At 59.8% G+C, this 26682-nt stretch carries 20 protein-coding genes, 1 rRNA gene and 4 pseudogenes; 19 read left to right on the forward strand and 6 right to left on the reverse strand.

The features are described 5' to 3' along the window. Positions 1-25: 25 nt before the first annotated feature. The 4 genes and pseudogenes from GH657_RS05335 to GH657_RS05350 all read left to right on the forward strand — a co-directional run bounded on the left by GH657_RS05335 (position 26) and on the right by GH657_RS05350 (position 3250). The gene (locus tag GH657_RS05335; protein WP_153099753.1) at positions 26-1312 is read left to right on the forward strand and encodes a type III PLP-dependent enzyme domain-containing protein; all 1287 of its coding nucleotides are present in this window, start codon (positions 26-28) and stop codon (positions 1310-1312) included. Between the two features lie 277 nt (positions 1313-1589). Next, positions 1590-1805 (forward strand): annotated as a pseudogene (locus tag GH657_RS05340) (IS30 family transposase); the annotation flags it as partial. Between the two features lie 517 nt (positions 1806-2322). Continuing rightward, positions 2323-2712 (forward strand): hypothetical protein, encoded by a 390-nt coding sequence (locus GH657_RS05345; RefSeq protein ID WP_153099754.1) that lies wholly within the window; start codon positions 2323-2325, stop codon positions 2710-2712. A gap of 88 nt (positions 2713-2800) precedes the next feature. Further along, positions 2801-3250 carry an NUDIX hydrolase gene (locus tag GH657_RS05350; RefSeq protein WP_153101647.1) on the forward strand — a complete coding sequence of 150 codons (450 nt, stop codon included), beginning with the start codon at positions 2801-2803 and terminating at the stop codon, positions 3248-3250. Positions 3251-3366: 116 nt separating this feature from the next. On the opposite strand, the gene GH657_RS05355 is transcribed toward GH657_RS05350, so the two are convergent. Both GH657_RS05355 and GH657_RS05360 read right to left on the reverse strand, forming a co-directional pair. Beyond that, the gene (locus GH657_RS05355; protein ID WP_153099755.1) at positions 3367-5079 is read right to left on the reverse strand and encodes a glutamine--tRNA ligase/YqeY domain fusion protein; all 1713 of its coding nucleotides are present in this window, start codon (positions 5077-5079) and stop codon (positions 3367-3369) included. Between the two features lie 161 nt (positions 5080-5240). Next, on the reverse strand, positions 5241-6461 hold the full coding sequence (locus tag GH657_RS05360; protein WP_153099756.1) for a CaiB/BaiF CoA transferase family protein: 1221 nt from the start codon (positions 6459-6461) through the stop codon (positions 5241-5243). 303 nt (positions 6462-6764) lie between these two features. Here GH657_RS05360 and alaS point away from each other — a divergent pair, with 303 nt between their 5' ends. The 6 genes from alaS (at position 6765) to GH657_RS05390 (ending at position 13842) form a co-directional block, all read left to right on the forward strand. Further along, on the forward strand, positions 6765-9389 hold the full coding sequence (gene alaS, locus GH657_RS05365; RefSeq protein ID WP_153101648.1) for an alanine--tRNA ligase: 2625 nt from the start codon (positions 6765-6767) through the stop codon (positions 9387-9389). A 227-nt stretch (positions 9390-9616) separates the two neighbouring features. Further along, positions 9617-10564 carry a branched-chain amino acid ABC transporter permease gene (locus GH657_RS05370; RefSeq protein WP_153099757.1) on the forward strand — a complete coding sequence of 316 codons (948 nt, stop codon included), beginning with the start codon at positions 9617-9619 and terminating at the stop codon, positions 10562-10564. A gap of 142 nt (positions 10565-10706) precedes the next feature. Further along, a complete protein-coding gene (locus GH657_RS05375; protein ID WP_153101649.1) occupies positions 10707-11954 on the forward strand; it encodes a branched-chain amino acid ABC transporter permease in 1248 nt (415 codons plus the stop codon). An 8-nt stretch (positions 11955-11962) separates the two neighbouring features. Next, positions 11963-12727, forward strand: coding sequence for an ABC transporter ATP-binding protein (locus GH657_RS05380; RefSeq protein WP_153099758.1), 765 nt, complete (start codon positions 11963-11965; stop codon positions 12725-12727). After that, entirely contained in the window at positions 12724-13440 is a 717-nt protein-coding gene (locus GH657_RS05385) for an ABC transporter ATP-binding protein (protein ID WP_153099759.1), read from the forward strand. The genes GH657_RS05380 and GH657_RS05385 overlap by 4 nt, the downstream gene beginning before the upstream one ends. Positions 13441-13614: 174 nt before the next feature. Continuing rightward, on the forward strand, positions 13615-13842 hold the full coding sequence (locus GH657_RS05390; RefSeq protein ID WP_153101650.1) for a sulfurtransferase TusA family protein: 228 nt from the start codon (positions 13615-13617) through the stop codon (positions 13840-13842). 33 nt (positions 13843-13875) lie between these two features. On the opposite strand, the pseudogene GH657_RS18220 reads toward GH657_RS05390, so the two are convergent. Beyond that, positions 13876-14309: pseudogene (locus GH657_RS18220) on the reverse strand (hypothetical protein). Between the two features lie 240 nt (positions 14310-14549). Here GH657_RS18220 and GH657_RS05395 point away from each other — a divergent pair. From GH657_RS05395 to GH657_RS05415, 5 genes and pseudogenes are all read left to right on the forward strand, one after another. Continuing rightward, positions 14550-15236: a CDP-alcohol phosphatidyltransferase family protein gene (locus GH657_RS05395; RefSeq protein ID WP_153099760.1), complete on the forward strand. Its 687-nt coding sequence runs from the start codon at positions 14550-14552 to the stop codon at positions 15234-15236. Between the two features lie 113 nt (positions 15237-15349). Next, positions 15350-16096 (forward strand): HalD/BesD family halogenase, encoded by a 747-nt coding sequence (locus GH657_RS05400; RefSeq protein WP_153101651.1) that lies wholly within the window; start codon positions 15350-15352, stop codon positions 16094-16096. Further along, on the forward strand, positions 16093-17094 hold the full coding sequence (locus GH657_RS05405; RefSeq protein WP_153099761.1) for a flippase-like domain-containing protein: 1002 nt from the start codon (positions 16093-16095) through the stop codon (positions 17092-17094). The genes GH657_RS05400 and GH657_RS05405 overlap by 4 nt, the downstream gene beginning before the upstream one ends. A 17-nt stretch (positions 17095-17111) precedes the next feature. Continuing rightward, a complete protein-coding gene (locus GH657_RS05410) occupies positions 17112-17888 on the forward strand; it encodes a phosphocholine cytidylyltransferase family protein (protein WP_153099762.1) in 777 nt (258 codons plus the stop codon). Positions 17889-17985: 97 nt separating this feature from the next. Next, positions 17986-18819: pseudogene (locus GH657_RS05415) on the forward strand (MFS transporter); the annotation flags it as partial. A gap of 30 nt (positions 18820-18849) precedes the next feature. Here GH657_RS05415 and GH657_RS05420 read toward each other — a convergent pair. Then, positions 18850-20210, reverse strand: a protein-coding gene (locus GH657_RS05420; RefSeq protein ID WP_153099763.1) for an IS3 family transposase whose coding sequence is annotated in 2 segments (ribosomal slippage) — positions 18850-19740 and positions 19743-20210 — 1359 coding nt in all. Because the reading frame shifts where the segments join, the coding sequence is not laid out codon by codon here. A 52-nt stretch (positions 20211-20262) separates the two neighbouring features. Here GH657_RS05420 and GH657_RS05425 point away from each other — a divergent pair. Both GH657_RS05425 and ggt read left to right on the forward strand, forming a co-directional pair. After that, positions 20263-20835 (forward strand): annotated as a pseudogene (locus GH657_RS05425) (MFS transporter); the annotation flags it as partial. A 138-nt stretch (positions 20836-20973) separates the two neighbouring features. Beyond that, on the forward strand, positions 20974-22710 hold the full coding sequence (ggt, locus tag GH657_RS05430) for a gamma-glutamyltransferase (RefSeq protein ID WP_153099765.1): 1737 nt from the start codon (positions 20974-20976) through the stop codon (positions 22708-22710). Positions 22711-22871: 161 nt separating this feature from the next. On the opposite strand, the gene GH657_RS05435 is transcribed toward ggt, so the two are convergent. Both GH657_RS05435 and GH657_RS05440 read right to left on the reverse strand, forming a co-directional pair. After that, positions 22872-23186: a hypothetical protein gene (locus tag GH657_RS05435; RefSeq protein WP_153099766.1), complete on the reverse strand. Its 315-nt coding sequence runs from the start codon at positions 23184-23186 to the stop codon at positions 22872-22874. Positions 23187-23305: 119 nt separating this feature from the next. Further along, the gene (locus GH657_RS05440; protein WP_153099767.1) at positions 23306-23902 is read right to left on the reverse strand and encodes an IMPACT family protein; all 597 of its coding nucleotides are present in this window, start codon (positions 23900-23902) and stop codon (positions 23306-23308) included. A 420-nt stretch (positions 23903-24322) separates the two neighbouring features. Here GH657_RS05440 and GH657_RS05445 point away from each other — a divergent pair, with 420 nt between their 5' ends. Together GH657_RS05445 and GH657_RS05450 are read left to right on the forward strand one after the other, a co-directional pair. Beyond that, positions 24323-24589 (forward strand): RNA-binding protein, encoded by a 267-nt coding sequence (locus tag GH657_RS05445; RefSeq protein ID WP_153099768.1) that lies wholly within the window; start codon positions 24323-24325, stop codon positions 24587-24589. A gap of 541 nt (positions 24590-25130) precedes the next feature. After that, positions 25131-26660 (forward strand): 16S ribosomal RNA (locus GH657_RS05450). Positions 26661-26682 lie beyond the last annotated feature (22 nt).

Genomic DNA, 26682 nt, shown 5'->3' on the forward strand with positions numbered 1-26682 from the left:
ACTTGGTCATCTTAGGAGAAAGATTATGCCTGCATGCGCGGTATCAGAGAGCAATTCGGCGCGTCCGAATATAGCCCATTTGACCGATCACTGGATTTCAACCGTCAACCTTGCCGAGGTTCGCTCGCAAGCCCGAACACCCGTCTTCATTTACAGCGAAGCTCAGCTCATCAAGAACATCAGGCGCGTCAAAGCAGCCTATCGAGCAGCCGGCCTGGAAGGGCGTGTTTCCATATTCGTCCCGTTCTTCCCGAACGCCAATCCGCACATAATGAAACCGCTTTACGATGAGGGTGCAGGCCTTCTGCTACAGATGCCCAATGAGTATGAACTTGTGACGAGATACGGGCTCGACAGGTTCATCATTTCGCCTGGGCATGTCTCCGACCAGGAACTCAGCTACTGGAGCCTCACAGGGCATCGGGTGTTCCTCGCCAGCCTGGATGAAATAGCCTTTGCTATTCAACAGAACGCACCGACCATCAGCGCCCGGATTGACAGCCTGTGCTCTGACAAGCCGGGGATCAAGGTCGAGCAACTGGGGCGGCTCGCTGAGATGCTGTCTGCGAGTGGACGGGCACTGGAGTGCTTCGAGGTCTATTGCGGCAGCGGGAATTCTCTTCAGGATATGGTCAATATCGTGCGGCAGATATTCCAGATGTTCGTGGAACACTTTCCGACAGCCAAATCCATCAACTTCGCGGGCGGACATGGATTCGACTATGGCCTGTGGGGGGAGACCCAGAAGCATTTCGACTGGGAACAATACTTCTCGGCCATCCGTGATCTCGCTATCGAGATGCAGATCCCCAAGTCGGTCAATTTCCTATTCGAGCCTGGCCGCGATGTGCTGGCGGACGCGGGCGTCCTGCTCACGAGCGTCAAACGGGACATCGTGCACCATTCGAACGGTGACATCGTTGTGACGGATGGCTCTCGCATGCTCATGCCGTCTGCCCAGCTGCGCAAACGCGCTCACAATACGGTGTTTCTGGACACGAATTTCCAAGAGATTGCCGACTATTCAGGCTCCGGTAGCGTAAAGGTCAGAGGACGCACGCTCTTGCGGAATGACTATATTCTGCCGGGTGAGGTGGCAGTTCCCGCATCCGTGAAAGCAGGAGACTATCTGCTCATTCTTGATGTTGGCGCCTATTGCGCCACCCAGCACATGGAATTTCTGAATGTGCCGCCTGCTGGTGAAGTCCTGGTAGCGAAGGATGGTCACGCGTACCTGGTGACCAAGCCAGGCGATGAATCGGATAAGTGGCGAAATCTGCTGCCCGAGCGTCAACCGCTCTCTGCCGTTTAGGCGCTCTCTCATGAACCCGACAAATCATGACGCCAGTGAAGCATTGGATCGGCGCTTGGGCCAGCAAGCAATCACGTCCTCTGATCCTCTGATCCTCTGATCCTCTGATCCTCTGATTGATCGGTGAGACTTGGCAAAGGTGGTTGCCATCGAGACCACCCGTTTCGGGCTTGGCGAGATTCCTCGTCCGCCCTATTGGAAGGGATTTCGGATAGCGACGCTGGGCTGGATCGTAGGCAAGGACCGGAGGCCTTTGCTATTTAAGGAAGAAGCCCCCGCAAGCGGGACACTGGTGGAGCGATCCAGCCGCTATCCCATGCTCGTGCACCTGCCTCGGGAAAAAGACTACGGGCTGATTCCCCGCACAAAAAACGGCTCTGCGCTCGCAGGTTACGGTGCTGTCACCGTGGCCGATGCGCTCAAGAAGACAGTGGCGGACCTGCCTGCCCATTTATGGCAATCTCTGACGTGGGATCGTGGAAAGGAACTGTCGGAGCCCGATCGACAGGTCAACTCCAGGGCAATTTTGCCAATCCCAGCACGGGTCAGATCGGACCGACGTTTAAAGCCGATATTAGACTGAGTATCCCAACAGTTTCCGCGCCGACTCATGCCCTGCTGTATCTGATCGTGTCGCAGGCGCTGACGCTGACGGAATTTCCGGCTTGCATACTGGGCGCATTCCTTGCGACGCTTGCAACGGCACTGGTGATTGCCGACCTGTTTGAGCGATTCATTGATCGAGTGGCGATCAGGTTATCAAAGCGCCTAAGTGCAACATCGTTGTTCCCCCGCTGAAAAATAAACACCTCCCCGCTTAATGCCGGCTCGTGAGTTTTTCAACGGGTTTGGCGTAAAAGCCGCCTGCCAGGTTTCACCACGGGTGTCATAAAAGCGTTGAGCTTGGGGCAACTCGCGTGAGCCCGCGAAGACCGCATGCTATTCTTTTGCCGCTTTATTTCTATGATCGCTTCACGATCATGCAAACGGCTTTTCAAGGAGAAAAATCAATGTCGATGCGAATTCGCGTTCCGTTTCATCTGGTTACGGCTGGCTTGTTGCTGGCGGGTGTTTGTAGTGCGCAAGCGGCCAACCTGGGTTTTCTGAATGACACGCCCATCAGTTATATGAAGCAACGCGACGTTGATTCAATCAAGGTGGCCGTGTTCCATGCGCTCGATAAAAAGCAGGATGGCGAAGCGGACAAGTGGAACAACGACGATACCCGTAATAGTGTCCGTATCGACGCGACGATTACCCCGCAAGACACCACGACCGATGGCGACCGGACTTGCCGCGTGGCGACGGTCGTGCTCGAAGCGAAAGGGCAGTTGATGCGCTTGAACCCGCAGTTCTGCCGCCAGGATCATGGCAAGTGGCAATTGCAGAAAAAACCATGAATGCGGCTTATGTCCATGAGCGGAGGGCTGGCGGGCACCGTGGCATGCTAGCGGCCTCGCGCCTGGAGATCAGCGGGGGATGCAGGCCGTGAGTGGCCGGATTGTTTCATGTGGCGTTGTGCTGCTCGATCCGCAGGGCCGGGTGTTGCTTGCCCATGCCACGCAGACTTCGCACTGGGACATTCCAAAAGGTCACGGCGAGGATGGGGAGGCCGCGCATGTCACTGCGCTGCGGGAGATGGCCGAGGAGACGGGCATCGTGTTTGGGCCAGAACGGCTGACGGATCTGGGCCTCTTCGTATTTCGGCGCGACAAGGATCTTCATCTTTTTGCCGCACGCGCGCAGGCCTGCGAACTGGACCTCACGCAGTGCCGATGCGAGTCGTTTTTTCCACGGCTCCCGGATGGCCTGTTAATTCCCGAAATGGACGCGTACCGCTGGTGTGCGCCCGATGATGTTGCGCGTTATGCCAGCCGGAGCCTCACGCGTCTTTTTCAGACGACGTTATCGCTTGAGCAACTGCATTTGTCGCTGTAAGCGCAGCGGCGGTGATGGGGCGGCGGGGTGCTTCATTCATACCCCGGCTACCCCACCCCAGGCTAGGGCAGCCGGGCCCCAGCCATATTCCTCCGGGCGAAGTCACAGAGGTTACGTCAGGCGGCGGGTTTGCCCCAACTGTCGCGCAGGCTCACGATGCGGTTGAACACCAGTTTGTCTGGAGTGGAATCGACACGGTCAGCAATAAAATAGCCGTGCCGCTCAAACTGGAAACGCTGTTCCACCTGAGTTCCGCTTGCGCCAGGTTCGAGCCAGGCGCGGACGACACGCTTCGAATCCGGGTTGAGCGCCTGCAGAAAATCGCGGCCACCGGCGTCGGGCTGTGCTTCCTTGAACAGGCGGTCGTATAGCCTGACTTCGGCGGGGCAGGCTTGTGCCGCGCTGACCCAGTGAATCGTGCCTTTTACCTTGTAGCTGTTCGCACCTTCGGTGCCGGAGCGGCTGTCCGCAAAGTAGTTGCAGTGAACCGCGATGATGTTGCCATCGCCATCCTTGTCGACGCCGGTGCATTCGACGACATAGCCATAACGCAGCCGCACGCGGTTGCCCGGGAACAGACGGAAGTAGCCTTTGGGCGGTGCTTCGCAGAAATCTTCACGTTCGATCCAGAGCTCGCGCGAGAACGGAAAGGTACGCGTGCCCTGTTCGGGATGATGCGGATGCACCGGTGCGCTGCAGGTTTCAGTCTGGTCTTGCGGAAAGTTGTCGATGATGAGCTTGAGCGGATCGAGCACAGCCGTGATGCGTGGTGCCTTGTCATCCAGATCATCACGTAGTGCGCCTTCGAAGACACTCATGTCAATCCATGAATCCACCTTGGTGACGCCAACCCGCTCGCAGAGCAACTGGATGCTTTCCGGCGTATAGCCGCGCCGCCGGATGCCGACGATAGTGGGCATGCGCGGGTCGTCCCAGCCATCGACATGGCCTTCGTTGACGAGTTGCAGCAGTTTGCGCTTGCTGGTGATGGCGTAAGTCAGGTTCAGGCGCGAGAACTCGATTTGTTGCGGTAGCGGGCGGCTGAACACGCCGGCATCGGCCAGCGCGTTGAGAATCCAGTCGTAGAGCGGCCGATGGTCTTCGAACTCGAGCGTGCACAGCGAATGCGTGATGTTTTCGAGCGCATCCGAAATACAGTGGGTGTAGTCGTACATCGGATACACGCACCAGGTGTCGCCGGTACGGTAGTGATGGGCGAAGCGGATGCGATAGATGACCGGATCGCGCATATTGAAGTTGGGCGAGGCCATGTCGATCTTCGCGCGCAGCACATGCTCGCCTTCCTTGAACTCACCGGCTTTCATGCGACGAAAGAGATCGAGATTTTCTTGCGGCGTGCGCTGGCGAAACGGCGATGGCGTGCCGGCTTCGGTGGCTGAGCCACGGTTGACGCGCATCTGTTCGGCTGACTGGCTGTCCACGTAGGCCTGGCCACGTTCGATGAGCAGTTCGGCAAACGCATACAGCTTGTCGTAGTAATCACTGGCGTAATACAGATGCTCCTTGCCATCATGCTTCCATTCGAAGCCGAGCCAGGTGACAGCGTCAATGATTGAATCGACGTATTCGACGCTTTCTTTTTCTGGATTGGTGTCATCGAAGCGCAGATGACACACGCCCCCATAACTGCGCGCAATGCCGAAATTCAGGCAGATGCTTTTTGCGTGTCCGATATGCAAATAACCATTGGGTTCTGGTGGAAAACGTGTTTCCACCCGCTGGCCCCATTTGCCGGTGCGGTTGTCGTCATCAATGATGTTACGGATGAAATTGGATACCACAGGGGGATCGTTGCGTTCGGTAGTCATGCAAAAAGGAGCGGGCTGAAGCAGGTTGGTGGAGGTGCCGTGCCACGTATCGGTGCACGGCTGTACAGGGCTGTCAATTCTACCCGAGCTACCCGGGCAATCCGTGGCTTGGCTTGCGGTTAGGGCGCCTGATGCTGCTGGCGGTGTGTTCTCGTGTGTTCTCAGATCACCGCCTGCGCGCGTAACGTAGCCAGCTTGCTGGCATCGTAGCCGAGCAGGTCTTGCAAGATGCGCTCGGTGTGTTCGCCCAGGAGCGGAGGGTGGCTGCGGGTTTCGGGGGGTGTTTCGCTCATGTTGACGGGGTTACGCACCAGTCGCACCGTGCCGCCGCCCGGATGCGGCAAGTCGACTTGCAGGCCGCGAGCGAGCACCTGCTCATTGCTGAATACTTCCGCCAGATCGTTGATGGGCCCGCAGGGCACGCCTGCCGCCTCGAGCGTGGTGATCCAGTGGTGCTTGCTGGCTTCTTGCACCATGGCCGCGAGAAGTGGCACCAGTACCTCACGATGGCGCACGCGCTCGGGGTTGGTGGCAAAGCGCACGTCGTCGGCGAGCGCCGCACGCTGGCCTGCCGTGACGAACTTGCGAAACTGGTTGTCATTGCCAACGGCGACGATGATCCAGCCATCGCTTGCCTGAAAGGTCTGATAAGGCACGATGTTCGGATGGGCGTTGCCCCAGCGCATGGGCGGTGTGCCGCTAGCGAGGAAATTGGTGTTCATGTTGGCGAGCATGGCCACCTGCACGTCAAGCAGTGCCATGTCGATGTATTGCCCCACGCCGGTCCGGTCACGATGGGTGAGCGCAGTGAGGACCGCGATGGTGGCGTACATGCCGGTCATCAGGTCGGCAATCGCTACGCCCGCTTTTTGCGGGCCGCCGCCAGGCAGGCCATCGTGCTCGCCGGTAATGCTCATGAAGCCCCCCATGCCTTGCACGATAAAGTCGTAACCGGCTCGCGTCGCGTAGGGGCCGGTCTGGCCGAAGCCTGTCACGGAGCAATAAACCAAATCAGGCTTGAGCGCTTTGAGCGAGGTGTAATCGAGGCCGTATTTCTGCAATTGCCCGACCTTGTAATTTTCCAGCACGACGTCGCTTTGCGCCGCGAGTTCGCGGACAATCTGTTGCCCGGCAGGTTGTGCAATATCCACGGTCAGCGAGCGCTTGTTGCGATTGGCCGCGAGGTAATACGCGGCTTCGTGAGTCTCGGCGCCATCGGGTGTTTTCAGGTACGGCGGGCCCCAGTGCCGGGTATCGTCGCCCATGCCGGGCCGCTCGATCTTGATGACGTCCGCGCCGAAATCGGCGAGCGTTTGCGAACACCACGGACCGGCCAGCACGCGGGTGAGGTCTAGCACGCGAATATGACTGAGAGCGCCCATGACGGGGTTTCGTCTCCTGAATAAAGCTGGGTGATGTACGGCCTCGGCAGGTGAACCCCGCGTGAGGCCCGTGAGGTGAGGCAATCTTAAGCGATTAAGGGTCCGTGTCGTAACCAGCTGGATGGATTAGGCCAGATGGCAGGGGCCGTGCGTGAGCCCTGGCTGGATGGCCAGCAAGGTGCAACTGGCGGGTTGCGCCGCCTCGTGGCGGTGTTGATCCCGTATAATCGGCCGACCATGAAATCACTGTCTGGCGCGTCTGCTAACGCCGCCAGACCAAGCCAGGACCCTCCCCGCCCCGCCATGAAAGCTGCCGAAATCCGCGAAAAATTCCTCAAGTTCTTCGAGTCGAAGGGCCACACTATTGTCCGTTCGTCGAGCCTCGTGCCTGGCAACGATCCCACGCTGCTTTTCACCAACTCAGGGATGGTGCAGTTCAAGGATGTTTTCCTTGGCGCCGAGATGCGCCCCTATTCGCGGGCCACGACCTCGCAACGCAGCGTGCGGGCGGGCGGCAAGCATAACGATCTGGAAAACGTCGGCTATACGGCGCGGCACCATACCTTTTTCGAGATGCTGGGCAATTTCTCGTTTGGCGACTACTTCAAACGCGATGCGATCCATTACGCGTGGGAGTTGCTCACGGGGGTTTATCAACTGCCGAAGGACAAGCTGTGGGTCACCGTCTATCAGGAAGATGACGAAGCCCACGATATCTGGGCGAAAGAAGTCGGCGTGCCGCCCGAGCGCATCATTCGCATTGGCGACAACAAGGGCGCGCGTTACGCCTCGGACAATTTCTGGCAAATGGCCGATGTCGGACCATGTGGTCCATGCTCCGAAATTTTTTACGATCATGGCCCGGATGTCTGGGGCGGCCCCCCAGGCTCGCCTGACGAGGACGGCGACCGTTACATCGAAATCTGGAACCTGGTGTTCATGCAGTTCAGCCGCGATGCCCAGGGCAACATGACGCCGCTGCCCAAGCAATGTGTCGACACCGGCATGGGGCTCGAGCGGATTGCCGCGGTGTTGCAGCATGTTCACAGTAACTATGAGATCGACCTGTTTCAGGCCCTGATCAAGGCGGCAGCGCGCGAAACCAGCGTGGCCGATCTGGGCAACAATTCGCTCAAGGTCATTGCCGACCATATCCGCGCCTGTTCTTTCCTGATCGTTGACGGTGTGATTCCCGGTAACGAGGGACGTGGCTATGTCTTGCGCCGCATCGTGCGCCGGGCGATTCGCCATGGTTACAAGCTGGGCCGCAAGGACGCGTTTTTCCACCGGCTGGTGCCCGATCTCGTCCTGCAGATGGGCGGCGCGTATCCCGAGCTGCAAGAGGCCGGTGTGCGGGTGGCCGAGGTGCTGCGTCAGGAAGAAGAGCGCTTTTTCGAAACCATCGAACACGGGATGTCGATTCTTGACAGCGCGCTGACTGATCTCGAAGCGCGGGGCGGCACCCTGCTCGATGGCGAACTGGCGTTCAAGCTGCATGACACCTATGGTTTCCCGCTGGACCTGACGGCGGACGTATGCCGCGAACGCGAGGTGATGGTGGACGAATCCGCTTTCGATCTGGCCATGGCGCGCCAGCGCGACCAGGCCCGCGCGGCGGGCAAGTTCCGGATGGCGCAAGGGCTTGAATATTCCGGTGCCAAAACGACGTTTCATGGCTATGAGACGGTTGTTTTCGATGATGCGAAGGTGATCGCGCTATATGTCGATGGCGCGGCGGTCAACCAGGTGACGCATGGCCAGCAGGCGGTCGTGGTGCTTGACCACACGCCGTTTTATGCCGAATCCGGTGGCCAGGTTGGCGATCAGGGCGTGCTGGCCAATGCGGACGTGCGTTTTACCGTGGTCGATACGGCCAAGGTGCAGGCCGACGTGGTGGGCCACCATGGCACGCTTGAACAGGGCGTGCTGAAACTGGGCGATGTGCTCAAAGCCGAAATCGACGCTGTGCGGCGCGTGCGCACGGAGCGCAATCACTCGGTGACCCATTTGATGCACAAGGCGTTGCGCGAAGTACTCGGCGCTCATGTACAGCAAAAAGGCTCGCTGGTCGATCCCGACAAAACCCGCTTCGATTTCGCCCATAACGCGCCGATGACCGACGAGCAGATCCGTCACGTCGAAGATATCGTCAACGCCGAAATTCTGGCTAACGCGCCTGGCATTGTGCGGCTGATGCCGTTCGACGAAGCGGTGAAGGGTGGCGCGATGGCGCTTTTCGGCGAGAAGTACGGCGATGAAGTGCGGGTGCTTGATCTGGGCTTTTCGCGCGAATTATGTGGTGGCACGCACGTGCATCGCACGGGCGATATTGGGCTTTTCAAGATCGTGATGGAAGGTGGTGTGGCAGCGGGTATCCGGCGCGTGGAAGCCATCACGGGCGATAACGCGGTGCGCTATGTGCAAGAGCTCGACGCCCGGGTTCATGCCGCTGCGGCCGCACTTAAAACACAGCCGTCCGATCTCACGCAGCGCATCGCACAGGTGCAAGACCATGTGAAAGCGCTCGAAAAAGAACTGGGCGCGTTGAAATCGCGGCTGGCTTCCAGCCAGGGCGATGAGCTGGCAGGCCAGGCGGTGGAAGTCGCGGGCGTCCGGGTGCTGGCGGTTATGCTGGATGGCGCCGACGTGAAGGCGCTGCGTGAAACAGTGGACAAGCTCAAGGACAAGCTGAAAAACGCGGCAATCGTTCTGGCTTCGGTTGAAGGCGGTCGCGTCAACCTGATCGCGGGCGTGACGCCAGAAGCCAGCAAAAAGGTGAAGGCGGGTGAGCTCGTCAATTTTGTCGCGCAACAAGTGGGCGGCAAGGGGGGCGGGCGTCCCGACATGGCGCAGGCGGGGGGCACGGAGCCCGCTAATCTGCCCGCGGCGCTCGCTGGCGTGAAAGACTGGATTGAAGCGCGGCTCTAAGTTTCGTGGCTGGCGAGCCGCTGTAGCCAGAATAGGAAAAGGCGCGCGGCGGTCTCGCGCGCTTTTTTGGGACCTGTATCAGATGGCCACGCATCCGATGGGCCCGATGGACATGCCACGTATGAACAGGCTGCACGTGCGGGCTGTGCGCGCCTGATCGGGCACGGCCCGGTTTTCTTTCTTTTTCTCTTTCTTTTTCTGCGCACACCTTGGTGCGCGAGCATCGCGTGCAATCGTTCGCCATCAATCTGCTGAATGGTGTCAGCTACGGGCTGTTGCTCTTCATGCTGTCGGCAGGCCTGACACTGATTTTCAGCATGCTCGGCGTGTTGAATTTCGCTCATGCGAGCTTTTACATGCTCGGCGCTTATATCGGTCTTGAGATTTCGCTGCGCATGGGCTTCTGGAGTGCGTTGCTGCTCGCGCCGCTTGCGGTCGGTGCGCTAGGTGCGCTGCTGGAGCGCGGGCTATTGCGTCGTGTGCGTCGTGTGCGCCAGCATGGCCATCTCGCTGAATTGCTGCTGACCTTCGGCGTGGCGTATCTGCTTGGCGAGCTCGTCAAACTGGTGTGGGGCCTGCAAACCTTCAACATGAACGTGCCGGCTGTGCTTGATGGGCCTTTGCTGCTGCCCGGCGGTGTGCCTTTTCCGCGCTATCGCGCGTTCATGATGCTGGTTTCGGCTGCGATGCTCGTGCTGCTCTATGGCGTGCTGCGTTTTTCCCGTACCGGCTTGATCGTGCGCGCGGCATTGACTCACGCCAGTGCGCTCGAGGCGCTCGGGCATAACGTGCCACGTGTATTCACCGGCGTGTTTGCCTGCGGTACGGGGCTGGCAGCGCTTGCAGGGGTGATTGGCGCGCCGCTTTTCGTCGTTGAACCCGCGATGGCACAAGCAGTAGGTTCGCTGGTGTTCGTGGTCGTGGTGATCGGTGGATTGGGGTCGCTGGGTGGAGCGTTGATGGCATCGCTGCTCGTTGGCTGTGTGCAGACGCTGGCTGTCGCTAGCAGCGCTTCATTCGGCGGGCTCGCGGCATCGCTGGGTATGGTGCTACCCCCGGAGTGGGCGGCGCAAAGCGTTGCCGAGCTGGCGCCGCTTGTGCCTTACGGTTTGCTGGTCGTGATGCTGGTCTTACGGCCGCGTGGTCTTTTTGGACAGCGTGATGACGCACCCTAAGGCACACCCTAAGGCACACCCTAAGGCACACCCCAACCCCGAATCAGGCGGCGGACCGGCTGCGCGTGCCGGTTACGCGGGTTCGCCGTCACCGTCACCGCAAACGCGCGGCACCTGGCGCGGGTTGTCGTGGGTCCTGGCCATGGCGGGGGTGGTCGCGGTGCTTGGGGTTCCCGCCTGGTCGACGGGCTGGCTGCTCGCCTATCTGGCGCAGACAGCCGCGATGATCGTGTTTGCACTGTCCTGCAACTTGCTGTTGGGCCACACGGGGCTGCTGTCGTTCGGCCATGCCACCTGTTCGGGGCTGGGCGGGTTGCTGGCGGCCCAGGTGTTCAACCGGCTGGGCGTGCCGCTGCCGTTGCTGCCCTTGGTGGGTGGCCTGGGCGGTGCGCTGGCGGGCGTGGTGGTTGGCGTGATTGCAACCCGCCAGGCAGGGACCGTTTTCGCCATGATTACGCTGGGTCTGGGGGAGCTGGTCGCGGCCGCCGCCTGGACCTTGCCTGGCTGGTTTGGCGGCGAAGCCGGTGTCTCGATCGACCGGGCGCATGGCGTGCCATGGGGCTCCTGGACCTTTGCTCCGGCACGCCAGGCCTATGTCGTCATCGTCTTGTGGTGTGGGGCAGCGAGCCTGGCGATGTGGTTTTTGACGCGCACCCCGTTCATGCGCCAGGCGAATGCTGTCCGCGATAACCCGCTGCGGGTCGCCGCCCTGGGAGGCTCGCCGCGCCGCATCCGTTTCGGTGTCGTTGTGCTGGCATCGTTTTTTGCCGGTATCGCTGGAACGCTGGGGCTCATCAATGTCGAGCTGGTTTCAGCGGAAAGCGTTAGCCTGCTGCGCTCGGGAGCGGTGCTGTTCGCGGTGGTGATCGGCGGCACTTCATCGTTTTTTGGGCCGGTTGTGGGCGCCATCGTGCTGACGGGGTTTAGCCTCGCGCTGGCCAGCCTGACCTTGGCATGGCCGTTTTATCTCGGCTTGCTGTTTATCGTCGTGGTGATGGCATCGCCCGATGGCATGACGGGTTTTGTCGGGCGTCAGGTGACGCACTGGCGGCGTTATGGCTGGCAGGCGTGCATGATCCCGACGGCACTCGGTGCCGGGGCGGTGCTGGCCTGGAGCGGTGCCGTGATCGTTTTGCTGCAATGGGTTTATGACGTCGCATTTGATCTCGATGGCACCGCGGCCCCCATGGCTGGCCGCCACGCGCTAGCGTTAGTCATGGCGCCGGTCGCGCTGCTTGCCGCGAGTGGCTGGCTGGCCGCCCGGAGTGCCTCCCGGCGTTGGGCCGGGTTGGCCGCAATCGCAGCCGCAACCCATTCGAGCCTTTCACCTCGCGCGCGCACGACGGCATCCGGCAGCGCTTCCGGCGTGGCTCGCCGAGGCCCGCCATGAGTCCCGCCATGGATACCGCATTGGCGCTGTATGGCATTGAAAAGTGCATAGGCGCGACGCCTATTCTGTGCGGCGTCGATCTGGTCCTTGAACGCGGCGAACGCCACGCGCTGATTGGCCCGAATGGTGCGGGTAAATCGACACTCTTCAATTTGATCGCGGGTGTGGATCATCCGGACGCGGGCCGCATCGAGCTGGCTGGCCGCGATATCACCCGTTTGACGCCACAAGCCGTGAGCCGCCTCGGTCTCGCGCGCAGTTTTCAGACCACCCGGGTTTTCGGCGGTTTGAGCGTGCTGGATAACCTGCGTTGTGCCGTGAGTTTCGCCGTAGCCCAGCAGGCAGGCGCGAAAGGTCACTGGCGCAGGCTTTGGCGCGATTCGCGGGAAACTGACGCACGTGCGGCCCGGATGCTTGACGCTCTTGGCCTGAATGAATGTCAGGACGCGCGCGCGGAAGCATTGAGTTATGCCGGACAGCGTGCACTGGATCTCGGTTTGGCGCTGGTGGGCGGAGCCCACACGATCTTGCTTGATGAGCCCACCGCCGGAATGAACCGCGCTGAAGCGGCACGGGCCATGGCGCTGATTCGGGCGACGACGGCGGGGCGCACGGTGTTGCTGGTCGAACACGATATGGAGGCGGTATTTGGTTTTGCCGAACGCATTTCGGTGCTGGTGCAGGGCCGGGTGCTGGCGACAGGCACGCCTGCCGCGATTCGCGCCCATGCGGGGGTACGGGCTGCTTATCTGGGCGAGGGGTGGCCAGGATGAGCGGGGCCTTGCTGGAGATTCGCGGCTTGCGCGCCTGGTATGGCGCAAGCCAGGTGTTGCGCGATGTCGATTTACGGTTGGGCGCGGGCGAAGTGCTGGCACTGGCGGGGCGCAATGGCTCGGGCCGTTCCACGCTGGCACGCGCCATCATGGGCCTCGTGCGTACTGAAGGACACGTGAGCTTCGCTGGCACGGCGTTAGGCGGGTTGCGGACTTTCGAGATCGCCCGCCAGGGGATCGGCTATGTGCCGGAGCATCGGGATATTTTTGCGACATTGAGCGTGCACGAGAATCTTCAACTGGGCGTGGGCCCGCAGACGCGGCGGCGGGCCGCGCGCTTCACGCTGGATGATGCCTACACGCTATTTCCTGTCTTGCAAACACGTGCCGCGACCCGGGCGGGGGTGCTATCGGGCGGTGAGCAGCAGATGCTGACGCTGGCACGGGCGCTACTCGGCGATCCTGATTTGCTGCTGGTCGATGAGCCTGCGGAAGGGCTATCGCACCAGGCGGTGGCGCAAGTTGCGGGGTGCCTCGCGCAGTTGCGGCAGCGCGGTGTGGCGCTTTTGCTGATCGAGCAGCGTTTCGTGCTGGCGCCGGGTCTGGCGGATCGGGTCGCGGTGATGGGGCATGGCGCGCTCGTGTTCGAAGGCACGCTGGAAGCACTGGCGCAGCGACGCGATGTCATGGACGACTGGCTGGCGCCTGGATGAGTGCGCCGGGGCTGCGGCAATCACCGGCGCGGCTGGCGTTGCCGAAATCACCCGGGCGGCCAGGGCATTTTCCAGGCCGGCCCTGGCCGCCAGGGTGCGGAGGTCTGCGGTAGAATCCGGCATTCCACGCGGCGTTGCCGCAGCCTCTTATTCCGAAGGTCATCGCCGATGCAAATTGAGGTCCATAAGGAAGTCGACGCCCGGGGGCTGGTCTGCCCATTACCTATTCTGCGGGCAAAAAAAGCGCTGGCCGATATGGAAAGCGGTCAGGTGCTCAAGGTGTTTGCCACCGATCCCGGTTCACAGCGCGATTTCGCGGCTTTTGCCAGGCAAAGCCGCAACGAACTGATCGATAGTTCGGTCCAGGACAAGACCTTTGTATTTCTGATGCGACGGCGCTGAGGCTGTGGCAGTTTGCCGCGGCTTGCGCGGTTTTTAGCTTCGCTTGCAAAAAATCGCTGTGATAAACGGCGCCACCCGATGCACGATCGCGCGGCTTCCCGCCTTGTCCACGGCCGCTTGCACCTTGGCTTCCCCCCCAGCACGACCGCACCGTAAGCCGATGCCGCGATGGGCTCGCCTGTTCCTGGGCGAAACATCGGATCATCTTTCTCAAAACCCACCACGGCGAACACGTTAAAGCCGAATGCCGTGAGCCCGGCATCCGGCGTGGGCCGAAACGCGTTAATCGAATTGCTTTCCACCCGCATGGGCTTGGGTTCGATCAGGTGCTGCGCTTGCAGCTCACCAATAAACTGGTGCGCCGAAACTGTGCAGGCCAGCGGGGTATCGAGCGCGGCGGCATGGCAGGCCAGCGGTAGCGTGGTCAGCAAGGTGCAGCAGAGCAAGGCGGAACGGGTGAGTTTCATCAGCTTTTCATCAGTCAAGAGCCCGGATGCTTGATGCGCCGCCTGCGCTGCGCAGGATGGGTGGCACGGTTTTATCACGGGTCACCCGTTCTATTCCGGGCGTATCGGGAGGGCACTTTACCGGGATTCAGGGTGCCGTGCAGCGTGACTCGCAGGCTGCCGGTACCGGTGAGTGTGCAGGGTTGCACCTGAATGCCGCATACATGACAAGGTTGGTAGAACCCGTATATATTGCCGCCTATGACTCAAACCCCCCCCCTTCCTCAGACTTTTCCACCGCCCCGCACATGGGATGCCCGGCTGGCCCGCCGGCTGGTGACGCCGCTCGTCAATACCCGTGTCAGCCCCAATCATCTGACGACCCTGCGCCTGCTGATCGGCTGCTGCGGGGCGTGGTGTCTGGCTCAGGGCGGTTTTGCGTGGTCTAACGCCGGCGCCTGGCTGATCGTGTTATCAAACTTCGTCGATCACACGGATGGCGAACTCGCGCGTATCAGTGGCAAATCTAGCCGCATCGGTCATTTTTACGATCTCGCCAGCGATGCACTTGTCACGGTGCTGTTGTTCGCGGGGATGGGCATTGGGGTCGCGGCAACGCAAGACATGATGCAAGGTGCGTGGGTGTCGCCGGCGGCGCTCGGTGTGCTGGCGGGTCTTGCCGTGGCGCTCATTTTCTTTTTGCGCATGCGAATCGAAGAGATGAGTGGCAAGGCCGGCACCCAGCAAGCGCGGGTCGGCGGCTTTGAAACCGAGGATGTGCTGTATTTGCTGCCACTGGTCACGCTGGCGCAGGGCACGACGTTTTTTTTGCTGGCCGCCTCAATGGGCGCACCGCTCTTTGCCATCTGGGTGATGTTCGATTACCGGCGAGAGCTGCGGCGCGCGCAGCCCCTTGCGGCTAATGGACAGATGGGAGTGAGCCAATAATGAGCCTGGGTTATTCTGGCGGGCCGGGTGTCGCGGAGCCGACGTCCGGGCGCCCACCTGTTGCATCGCCCCAGTCACAGCTTTTGCCTGATGTGCCCGAAATTGAACCCGCGATGGCTGAATGCCTCGGCGCACTGGATAACGCGTCGCTACGCACGGCGTTTGCGGGCCAAGGGGCGTTTCTCTATCTGGATCGATTCCTGGCTCCCGAAGTCACCGCGCAACTGGTGCGCAGCGCAGAGGCGCTGCTTCCGGAGGTGAACCGTAATTACCTGCCGGGCCACAAGCAAGGCGGCAGCGTCAGCCGCCATACGATCGACCGGCTGGCGCCCTTCATCGCCCAGCTGTACCGTTCGCCCGCGTTGCTGGCATGGCTCGAACAGATTAGCGGCGACAAGCTACAGCTCTCGCCCGCCGATGACCCCCACGCCTATGCGCTCTATTACTACACGCGTGCAGGCGATCACATTGGCTGGCATTACGACACGTCCTATTACGATGGACGCCGCTATACGGTGCTGCTGGGCGTGATCGACCAGTCCTCGTGCCAGCTCGACTACGAGTTGCACACGCGCGACCCTGAGCGCCCCGACGAACCTGGTTCGGTGCAGATTGCGCCTGGCGGGCTGGTGCTCTTCGACGGCGACAAGCTACGTCATCGCGTGACGCCTGCTGGCGCAAACGAAATGCGCGTGTCGCTGACCTTCGAATACGTGACCCATGCCACCATGCGTCCCTGGTGGCGCTTCATTTCCAACATGAAAGATGCGGTTGCCTATTTCGGCTTTCGCCAGGTGTTCCGGCAATGGAGGCAGCGCGGCTCGCATGAGCGTGGCAAAGGCGGGGGGCTTCGCCCGTGAATCGGGCTGCCTGGATTTTGCTGTCGGCGGGCGCCGCGCTGTTCGTCGGCTTGCTGGCGTGGCAAGGGTTTGGCCCGGTCAGCGCGACCTTGTTCGCCGCGGGCTGGGGCCTGGTGCTGGTGGCCGCGTTTCATGTACTGCCTCTCGTACTCGATGCCGCTGCGATCTCCGTGCTTTTTGGACATGACGAGGATGTGACGGCGCGCGATGCGCTCTATGCGCGCTGGGCGGGTGAATCCGTCAATAGCCTGCTGCCAGCGGGCCAGATCGGCGGCCCGGTGATGATGGTGCGGCAACTGACGCAGCGTGGCATGCGCATGCGCCGTGCCGCGGCGGCCATCACGGTTAGCACCACGTTGCAGGCGCTGGCCCAGATCGTGTTCGCGGTGCTGGGCCTCGTGCTCTTCGGCGCTTATGCGGCGCACGACACCCCATCGGATTTGCGTCTTGCCGCCAGCGTGGCGACGGCAGTGCTGGCGGCACTGATTGTGCTGTTCTGGCTGGCACAACGCCGGGGATTGTTCGGACGGCTGCTGCGTTTTGCTTCGAAGGTGTTCGGCAAGCGCGACTGGTCGGTGCTGATGACGCGCGCCGATGCGGTCGATGTGGCTGTGCAGGCGCTTTATCGCCAGCGCCGCGCGGTGCTGGCCAGTTTTGCGCTGAGCCTCGCGGGCTGGATTGTCGGCACAGCCGAAGTGTGGCTCGCCTTGTATTTTCTGGGGTATCCGGTGAGCTGGGTTGACGCGTTGTTGCTGGAGAGCGTCGGCCAGGCGATTCGCGGTGCTGCGTTTGCGATTCCGGGTTCGCTGGGTATCCAGGAAGGCGGTTATCTTTTGCTGGCGCCGCTCGTGGGCTTGCCGCCGGACGCCGCGCTGGCGCTGTCGCTTGCCAAGCGCGCGCGGGAGATGCTGCTAGGTGTGCCCGGATTGCTGTATCTCCACTTGAGCGAACGAAACTGGCAACGGCGGCGCGCGATGCGTTTGCCCGCGACAGACTAATTTCCAAAGGACCGCGAATGCGCGCCATTATTCTTGCCGCCGGTATGGGCTTGCGGCTCCAGCAGCCAGAAGGCGGACAGTTTCCGAAATGCCTGTTGCAGTTTGACGGCATGAGCTTGCTTGAGCGCCATTTGCAGATGCTGGAGGCGGTCGGTGTGCGAGACGTGGTGCTCGCGCTGGGATTTGAGCCCGGACAGGTCGAGGCTGAACTACAACGGATTGGCTGGCCACATCCGGTCGAGATCGTGCTCAATCCGCGTTATGACCTGGGCAGCGTGCTGACGGTGCATACCGTCGCGCCCGCGCTGACACGCGGCGGCGACGTTCTGCTGATGGATGCCGATGTGCTGTACGACGCCAGTATTTTGCAGGCGCTGGTGGCGCAACCGCAGGCCAATCGCCTGCTGCTGGACCGCGATTTCGAAGCGGGCGATGAGCCCGTCAAGCTCTGCCTGAAAGACGGTGTGCCGGTCGAATTGCGCAAACAGCTCGCGGCGGGTCTGGCTTACGACACCATCGGCGAATCGGTTGGTTTTTTCCGCTTCCGGGCGCAAGCCGCGCGGCGCTTTGCCGAGATCGTTGCCGGGTATGTCGAGCGCGACTGCGCTCACATGCCGCACGAGGAAGCGGTGCGCGATCTGCTGCTGGAGCGTAGCCAGATTTTCGATGTCGCGGATGTGAGCGGCGCACCCTGGATCGAGATCGATTTTCCGAACGATGTCGAGCGCGCCCGCTCCGAGGTGCTGCCGTTGCTGCAGCCGGTTTTGCAGCCGCTGGCAGGCGTTTTTCGTTGATCTTGCTGATTTGATTTCAGTTGAGTTGAGTTGAGTTCCGCTAGCTCCCGCTGAACTTTCTCCAGAAACGGCGGGCCTGATGTCCGCCGCCCCGCCGATGCTGCTGATTCCAAGCGCTTTCATCGTGCCGCTGATCGTGGCGTGCGCGATGTTCATGGAAAACGTGGACGCGACCGTCCTTGTGACTTCGCTGCCCGCGCTGGCGCGAGATTTTGGCGAAACCCCGATCACGCTGCGCCTGGCTATTACGAGCTATGTGATTGGTCTGGGAGTGTTCATTCCGGTATGCGGCTGGGTGGCGGACCGGTTTGGCCCGCGGACCGTGTTTTGCAGCGCCATCGGGGTGTTTATTGGCGGCTCGCTGCTGTGCGCGGCGTCGACCTCGCTGCCGATGTTTATCGCCGCGCGCTTTGTAGAGGGCGTCGGCGGGGCCATGATGGTGCCTGTTGGGCGCATCATCATTTTCCGTTCAGTGCCGAAAGCGGATTTCATCCGCGCGGTGAACTATCTGACCGTCCCCGCGCTGCTGGGGCCGGTGCTGGGGCCGCCGCTGGGTGGGTTCATCACGACCTACCTGCACTGGCGCCTGATTTTCTTCATCAATATTCCGATTGGCCTTCTGGGCATCTGGCTGGCGCAGCGGTATATCGCCAATGTGCGTGAAGCGCATCCGGGGCCGCTCGACTGGGCCGGTTTTGTCTTGTCCGCCAGTGGTGCGGCGCTGGCCTTGCTTGGGCTTTCGCTGGTTGGCGGGCGTTTGGTGCCGGATGCCCAGGCCTTCGGCATGACCCTGGCCGGTGTGCTGCTGCTGCTTGCCTATGTGGCGTATGCCCGTCGCGTGGAGCGGCCATTACTCGATTTGCGCTTGTTGCGGATTCCCAGTTTTCACGCGAGTGTGCTGGGCGGCTCGCTGTTTCGTATCAGTCTCGGTGAACTGACCCCGTAAAGTTGGACGGTTAAGTTATGCAGCTAAGGGCTGAGTTCTGTACTGCACAGGACTCAGCCCTTTTAGCTTTAGCTTGATGCGCTCGTGGTTGTAGTAGTGGATGTAGTTAGCAATAGCGCTGCGCAGTTGCTCCACACAATCGAAGCGGGCCAAGCGAAAGCACTCTGATTTGAGGGTTCCGAAAAAGCTCTCCATCGCGGCATTATCCAGACAATTACCTTTGCGTGACATGCTTTGCACCAAACCTCGCTTGGCGAGCCGCTCCCGGTAGGCGCGCATTTGGTAAGCCCAACCTTGATCGGAGTGCAGCATCGGCGTTTGGCCGCGCGACAGGCGTCTAAATGCCTTATCTAGCATTCCCTGGATGAGTGCAAAATCCGGGCGTTCGCTACTTTCCCAAGCGATGATTTCGCCGTTATAAAGATCCAAAACCGGCGATAGATATAGTTTCTTGCCACCGACGTTAAATTCCGTGACGTCCGTCACCCATTTCTCATTGGGCTTGCTCGCCTCGAATTGGCGCTTGAGCAAGTTCGGCGCGACTCGACCGAGTTCTCCGCGGTACGAGCGATACTTCTTGGGCCGTACCAGCGATTTGAGTCGCAATACCGACATCAAACGCTGCACCGTCTTGTGATTGACTAAGCTGCCGTCCTTTCGCAGGGCCGCCGTCACACGGCGATAGCCGTAGCGGCCCTTATGTCGAGCGAATATCTGAGAAATCCTGGCTTTAAGCTCGGCATGATGATCCCCGGCTTTGCGTGCAGCCATCTGGTAATAGAACGTGCTGCGCGCCAAGCCTGCAATGCTTAACAGTGCCCCGAGCGGATGATGCTCGCGCAACACGCTCACCGCTTGCGCTTTTTCTTTGGCGCTGTCTGCTCCTTGGCCCGGAGCAGCTCGTCCAACTTTTTTAGGTACGCCACCTCCGCGCGCAGGTATTCGATTTCTTTGAGCAAGTCTTCGCGTGGGCGCTCATCGCCTGGCGTCGTCGGTTGGGTGTGCTGTTTGGGCTGTGACATCTTGGGTGGCCGCCCCCTGGGGCGCGGCTTGAGGGCTTCGAGACCGCCCTCATGATACTGGCGCTCCCAGCGGCTCACACTATTGGCCTCGCGCAAGTCGAATACCGCACACGTGTGTTGGTACGACAGTTCGTGACGCCACATATGCTGGAGCACCGACATTTTGAACTCTGCGCTATACGTTTCGTGCTTCTTGCGAAGCCCGGCCTCACCATGTTGCCGAAAAGCGCCCACCCAGCGCCGCAACACCGAATAGCCAATTCCGTGCTTCTGACTCACGTGCCGCAAACCGCCTCGACCATCTAAATACTCCTGAACCACCTGGAGCTTAACCGCCTCGTCATACTTCGTCATGAAAAAACCCCCAACGATTGGAGTTATGTCCAACTCTTGGGGGTCAGTTCACGGGGCGGTGCCGTTTTTATTACCGCTGGCGCTGCAGGAAGGCCTTGGGTTTAACGCTTTTGTGGCTGGATCGATTACTTGTGCGTCGGCGTTCGGCTCGATTTTCATGAAATCAGTCGCGCAGCCCGTGCTCGCCCGTTATGGTTTTCGCACCGTGCTGATGTACAACGCCGGCTTTGCGGGGCTGGTGATTGCCCTCTATGGACTGTTTTTCCCTGGTACGCCGCACTGGGTAATCTGGTGTGTGGTGTTGCTGGGTGGGGTGTTTCCCTCACTGCAATTCACCGCGCTAAATTCGCTCGCCTATGCCGATATTCCGAGCCCCGACATTGGCCGTGCAACCAGCATGGCGAGTGTGATTCAACAGATTTCGCTCGGCCTCGGCGTCACCCTCGGCGGGATCGTGCTGCAGATATCACATACGGTGCAAGGTCACGCGAGCCTGGTCTGGCTGGATTTTGTCCCAGCTTTTGTGGTGACGGGGCTTTTTGCGTGGGCCTCGATTCCCGTCACGGCTCGCTTGCCACAAGGCTCGGGCGACGAAATTGCACGGGGTGGGAGAGGGCGCGCCTGACGCTGGCGAGGCGCTGGCGAGGGCGTAAAACGCGGAGCGTAATCTCTCTCGTTTGGGGTTCGCAAACCCGCTATTTGCTGCTATAAAACCGCGTTGTATTTTTTTGTCAGACGGTTGGATTGCTTCAGGAGACAAGTAATGAAATTAATCAATAAAGCAAAATTCTCGGCCACTACATTTGCGTTTGCCGCATGGGTGTCGATATCGGTGGGTTTTATCGATGCTGCCCCGGCGCATGCGAAGCCGCCCGCCGCGCCCAAGCCTGCGGTATTGAGCGCAGGGGCGATTGCGGTGGCCGATCAATACGGTGCTGACACGGCCGCACAAATATTCAGAAAGGGCGGCAATGCGGTTGATGCAGCGGTTGCCGTTGCCTTCACGCTAGCGGTGACTTATCCCGAGGCGGGCAATATTGGCGGCGGCGGGTTGATGACGCTGTACGTGGATGGCAAGCCGTACTTCATTGATTACCGCGAGCGGGCGCCCTTGGCCGCCACGAAGAACATGTTTCTTGATGCTCAGGGAAACGTCATTGAGGGCAAAAGTTTGTATGGCGGTTTCGCGGTGGGCGTGCCCGGCACGGTCGCGGGAATGTGGGAAGCACAACGCCGCTTTGGCCGGCTGACGTGGAAGCAGGTGCTGGCCCCGGCGATTAAATATGCGCGCGAGGGCTTTATCGTCAGCGAGCAACTGGCCAGGCGCCGGGCCAAGGCATCGCAGGAATTCGCCGGCAAGACTAATTTCGACACTTACTTCAGCGGGATGAAAGAAGGGGTGAACTTCAAACAGCCAGACTTGGCTGCGGTGCTGACGCGCATTGCTGAGCAGGGGGCGAAAGATTTCTACGATGGCAAGACAGCTGATCTGATTGCGGCGTCGATGAGTGGCGGCAACGGGCTGATTACCAAACAGGATTTGGCGCAATACAGGGCGGTGTGGCGCGAGCCGATTCAGGCGGACTGGAACGGCTACCGCATCATTACTGCGCCGCCGCCCAGTTCGGGCGGCATTGGTCTGGTGCAACTGCTGAAGATGAAAGCCGATCTCGCACTGGCATTCAAGGGTGTGGCGCTGAATTCGCCCCAGTACATCCACCTGATTGCAGAAATCGAAAAACGTGTATTTGCCGACCGTGCGCAGTATCTAGGTGACCCGGATTTTTACAAGGTGCCCGTGGAGCAACTGACGAGCGACGCATACATTGCCAGGCGCGCAGCTGAGGTCAATGTCACCAATCCGACATCTCTCGAAAGCGTGCGGCCGGGGCTTGGTACCTCTTTACCGGAGAAGGCTGAAACCACGCATTTTTCGGTGGTGGACAAGTGGGGTAACGCGGTATCCAACACTTATACGATCAATGGCTATTTTGGCTCGGGAATGGTTGCCAAAGGCACGGGCATTGTGCTGAACGATGAAATGGATGATTTTTCAGCCAAGCCGGGTGTGGCGAACATGTTCGGTGTGGTTGGCAGCGATGCGAACTCTATCGAACCGAAAAAGCGCCCGCTGTCGTCGATGACTCCTACGATCCTGACGCGCGACGGCAAGGTATCGCTGGTGATCGGTACACCGGGAGGCTCGCGCATCTTCACGTCGATTTTCCAGGTGATCAACAACCTGTACGACTTCAATTTGCCGCTCGCACAGGCGGTCGGCGAGATGCGCTTTCACCACCAGTTGTTGCCTGCCAATACGATTTTCTGGGAACCCTATAAGCCGATTGACGGCGATCTCGCCAGACAGGTCGAAGCGAAGGGCTATGTGCTAAAGGAACAGGCGTTCAACGGGGATATTCAGGTCATCAGGATCGAAGGCAACAAGCCCGATGCGGTGTCTGATCCGCGCGGACGTGGGGTGGCGTGGGTGATTCCGTAAAGCAGCTGGAAGTGCTCTGGCACGGCCCATGCCAATAGGGCTAGGGCTAGGGCTGCGCGGCATATGATGGCCTGGCGCCTGATTTTTTATGCGGGCTAGGGCGGTTTGTTCAGAGGAAGTAGATTGGCGGGCTTCGCGCAACCAGTTGGCGGCCCGCTTTTTTACATATCAATCAGCTGCGCGTAGAAGCGGCGCCAGGCAGCTTGATCGGCATCAGCGTGGACGTGTTTGATGGGAGAGGTATTTGACGCTTGGCCAGGGGGCGCGGTAAACGCTTCGTCATGCGCCTCGGCACATGCGTTGATAAACGTTTGCATGGATGGCGGGTCGTTGAAAACCAGTGTGCATCGTGGCATGACGATTTCGACGCGCGCCTGGGTGCGTGTTACCTGAGGCGTGCTGTAACCGTCAAAACTTGTGCTGTTTTGCGTTACTCGCATTATCCGCTTCACTCGTACCCGATAATCAATTGCCACGTTGTTCTCCTGTTTTGCCAGTCAGACGTCTCAGTATAGTGTTGGCGGCCCACGATGAGCGAGCGTTAATTACAGCGCTGGCTAGCGCATGAAAACGGGTTGGACCAGGACGGCAGGTGTTATCCGGTGGTCTCCGGAAACTGGGCGCGGCCCTGCGTCAGGTCGCGTAGCGCGACACGCGCGTGATCGCAGGCATTAAGCGGTAAGCGAATGGTGAGTTGCACCTCCATGTCATGGACACTGGCCTGAAGTGAATGATGTGCTTGCTCGATCCAGTGACGGACACGAGCTTCGTCAGGATAGGGGATAGCGATAGCCAGTGTTGTCAACGCAATACGCTCGACTCGGGGGGCATCGCGTAGTGCTGTAGCGATGGCGTCGGCATAGGCGCGGACAAGGCCACCGGCACCGAGCTTGACCCCACCGTAGTAGCGGACCACGGCGGCTAGCACGCCATCGAGATCGTGATGCCGCAGCACTTCGAGAATCGGCCGTCCTGCTGTGCCGGACGGCTCACCATCATCGGACATCCCTGACTGCCCGCCTGCCAGCAAAGCCCAGCAAACGTGCGTGGCGGATGGGTGCGCATCCCGTAGACGCTGCAGTTCGGCCATGGCGGCCGTGCGATCCGCGACGGGGACCGCGTGTGCAATAAAGCGGCTTTTACGGATTTCGAGTTCTGCCGTTAGCGGGGCGGAAAGGGTATAGGTGGGCAAAGCGAAAACGTCGATAGGGTGGAGATACTGTGGTTAGGGTATCAGGGTCTTGTCATGATGCCATGACAATGGATCTGCGCAGGACGGCTATCAGGTTAAGCCTGGTTTGCAAGTGATGATTACGGCGCGATGTTTCATTGCAATTCCTGATGTGCCTGGAGGGCGGACCCAGCCCTTCGGCGAAGAGATGGCTTTTGCGCGATGAGTGGCCCCGGCAGACGCCAGGTATTACCCGTATGATCCTGATAAGATGACGTAATCCATAAGGAGGGTTTCAACGATGACGGCCTTTTATGTGACGCTAGCTTTATTGGGCGTAGTTTCGCTGGGATATGCCGCGATCGCTGAAACAAGGCGCCGTGCGCGGTTTCAGCCGATACGCGTGCGACACGATGTCCGCCGCACACGGCGGTAACGACGATGAACCTGATGGTCTGGAACATCCCGAAGTCGTGTTCTGAACAGCAGGTACACGATTTTCTGATGGGTGAGCTGGGCCACTACGCGAAGCGCATCGTCGTTTACCAGTCCGCTACGGCTAACGCTTACGCGCAAGTAGAGCTGGATGTCAGCATCCCTTATGTTGGCGATATGGTTGCACGACAAATTCAGGGCAAGTTACTTGATGGCGTCCAGCTTCAGGTTAGTACGTCGCTGTTCGATGACGGGCCTCCGCCTGCTGGTTGAGCGGCACTAACGGTTAAAGCACGCCGCGAAGTGTTTTGTCGCGCATTTTTTGCTAAAGATTTATTGCAAAAACCGCTTGCCAGCGGAGTCCGGCATGACTAGAATTGCGGTCTTTCGCGCTCTGGGTGGATGGGGTGCGAAAGCGGGAGGTCCTTGATGGACGGGGCTTTGGCGGTACAGGCAGCAGGTTGTCCGGGTGAGCAGGAAAAAGCGCTTCCCTGGTAAAAACAAGTTGACGGTATCGGGAAAGTTCTCCATAATCTCGTTTCTGTGCTGCAGGGCGGCACGGTGGGGCTGGCAGGTGCTGTGCGGGTGTGGCAGCAGCGGGTTTCGCAGATGATCTTTAAAAATTAACAGCCGATAAGTGTGGGTACTTGATGGAGGCGCGAGGGGTTTCTGCCGGTCCGTAAGGATGGGCGGGAGTCCCATAAAGCGAAAGAATCAAGTCTCACACAGTAAAGTCAGGTATAGAAGCAAGATACCTGTCAATACGTTGAGTGAGCGACCGGCCTCGAAAGAGGCCGAAAACAGTAACAGGTTTGAACTGAAGAGTTTGATCCTGGCTCAGATTGAACGCTGGCGGCATGCCTTACACATGCAAGTCGAACGGCAGCACGGGAGCAATCCTGGTGGCGAGTGGCGAACGGGTGAGTAATACATCGGAACGTGTCCTGGAGTGGGGGATAGCCCGGCGAAAGCCGGATTAATACCGCATGCGCTCTGAGGAGGAAAGCGGGGGATCTTCGGACCTCGCGCTGCAGGGGCGGCCGATGGCAGATTAGCTAGTTGGTGGGGTAAAGGCCTACCAAGGCGACGATCTGTAGCTGGTCTGAGAGGACGACCAGCCACACTGGGACTGAGACACGGCCCAGACTCCTACGGGAGGCAGCAGTGGGGAATTTTGGACAATGGGCGCAAGCCTGATCCAGCAATGCCGCGTGTGTGAAGAAGGCCTTCGGGTTGTAAAGCACTTTTGTCCGGAAAGAAAACCTTTGCCCTAATACGGTGGGGGATGACGGTACCGGAAGAATAAGCACCGGCTAACTACGTGCCAGCAGCCGCGGTAATACGTAGGGTGCAAGCGTTAATCGGAATTACTGGGCGTAAAGCGTGCGCAGGCGGTTCGCTAAGACAGATGTGAAATCCCCGGGCTCAACCTGGGAACTGCATTTGTGACTGGCAGGCTAGAGTATGGCAGAGGGGGGTAGAATTCCACGTGTAGCAGTGAAATGCGTAGAGATGTGGAGGAATACCGATGGCGAAGGCAGCCCCCTGGGCCAATACTGACGCTCATGCACGAAAGCGTGGGGAGCAAACAGGATTAGATACCCTGGTAGTCCACGCCCTAAACGATGTCAACTAGTTGTTGGGGATTTATTTCCTTAGTAACGTAGCTAACGCGTGAAGTTGACCGCCTGGGGAGTACGGTCGCAAGATTAAAACTCAAAGGAATTGACGGGGACCCGCACAAGCGGTGGATGATGTGGATTAATTCGATGCAACGCGAAAAACCTTACCTACCCTTGACATGTACGGAATTCTGCCGAGAGGTGGAAGTGCCCGAAAGGGAGCCGTAACACAGGTGCTGCATGGCTGTCGTCAGCTCGTGTCGTGAGATGTTGGGTTAAGTCCCGCAACGAGCGCAACCCTTGTCCCTAGTTGCTACGCAAGAGCACTCCAGGGAGACTGCCGGTGACAAACCGGAGGAAGGTGGGGATGACGTCAAGTCCTCATGGCCCTTATGGGTAGGGCTTCACACGTCATACAATGGTCGGAACAGAGGGCAGCCAACCCGCAAGGGGGAGCCAATCCCAGAAAACCGGTCGTAGTCCGGATCGCAGTCTGCAACTCGACTGCGTGAAGCTGGAATCGCTAGTAATCGCGGATCAGCATGCCGCGGTGAATACGTTCCCGGGTCTTGTACACACCGCCCGTCACACCATGGGAGTGGGTTTTACCAGAAGTGGCTAGTCTAACCGCAAGGAGGACGGTCACCACGGTAGGATTCATGACTGGGGTGAAGTCGTAACAAGGTAGCCGTATCGGAAGGTGCGGCTGGATCACCTCCTTTCAGGAGCTTGCGTGCCAAGATG

This window comes from Paraburkholderia hayleyella (assembly GCF_009455685.1).
Classification (GTDB): domain Bacteria; phylum Pseudomonadota; class Gammaproteobacteria; order Burkholderiales; family Burkholderiaceae; genus Paraburkholderia; species Paraburkholderia hayleyella.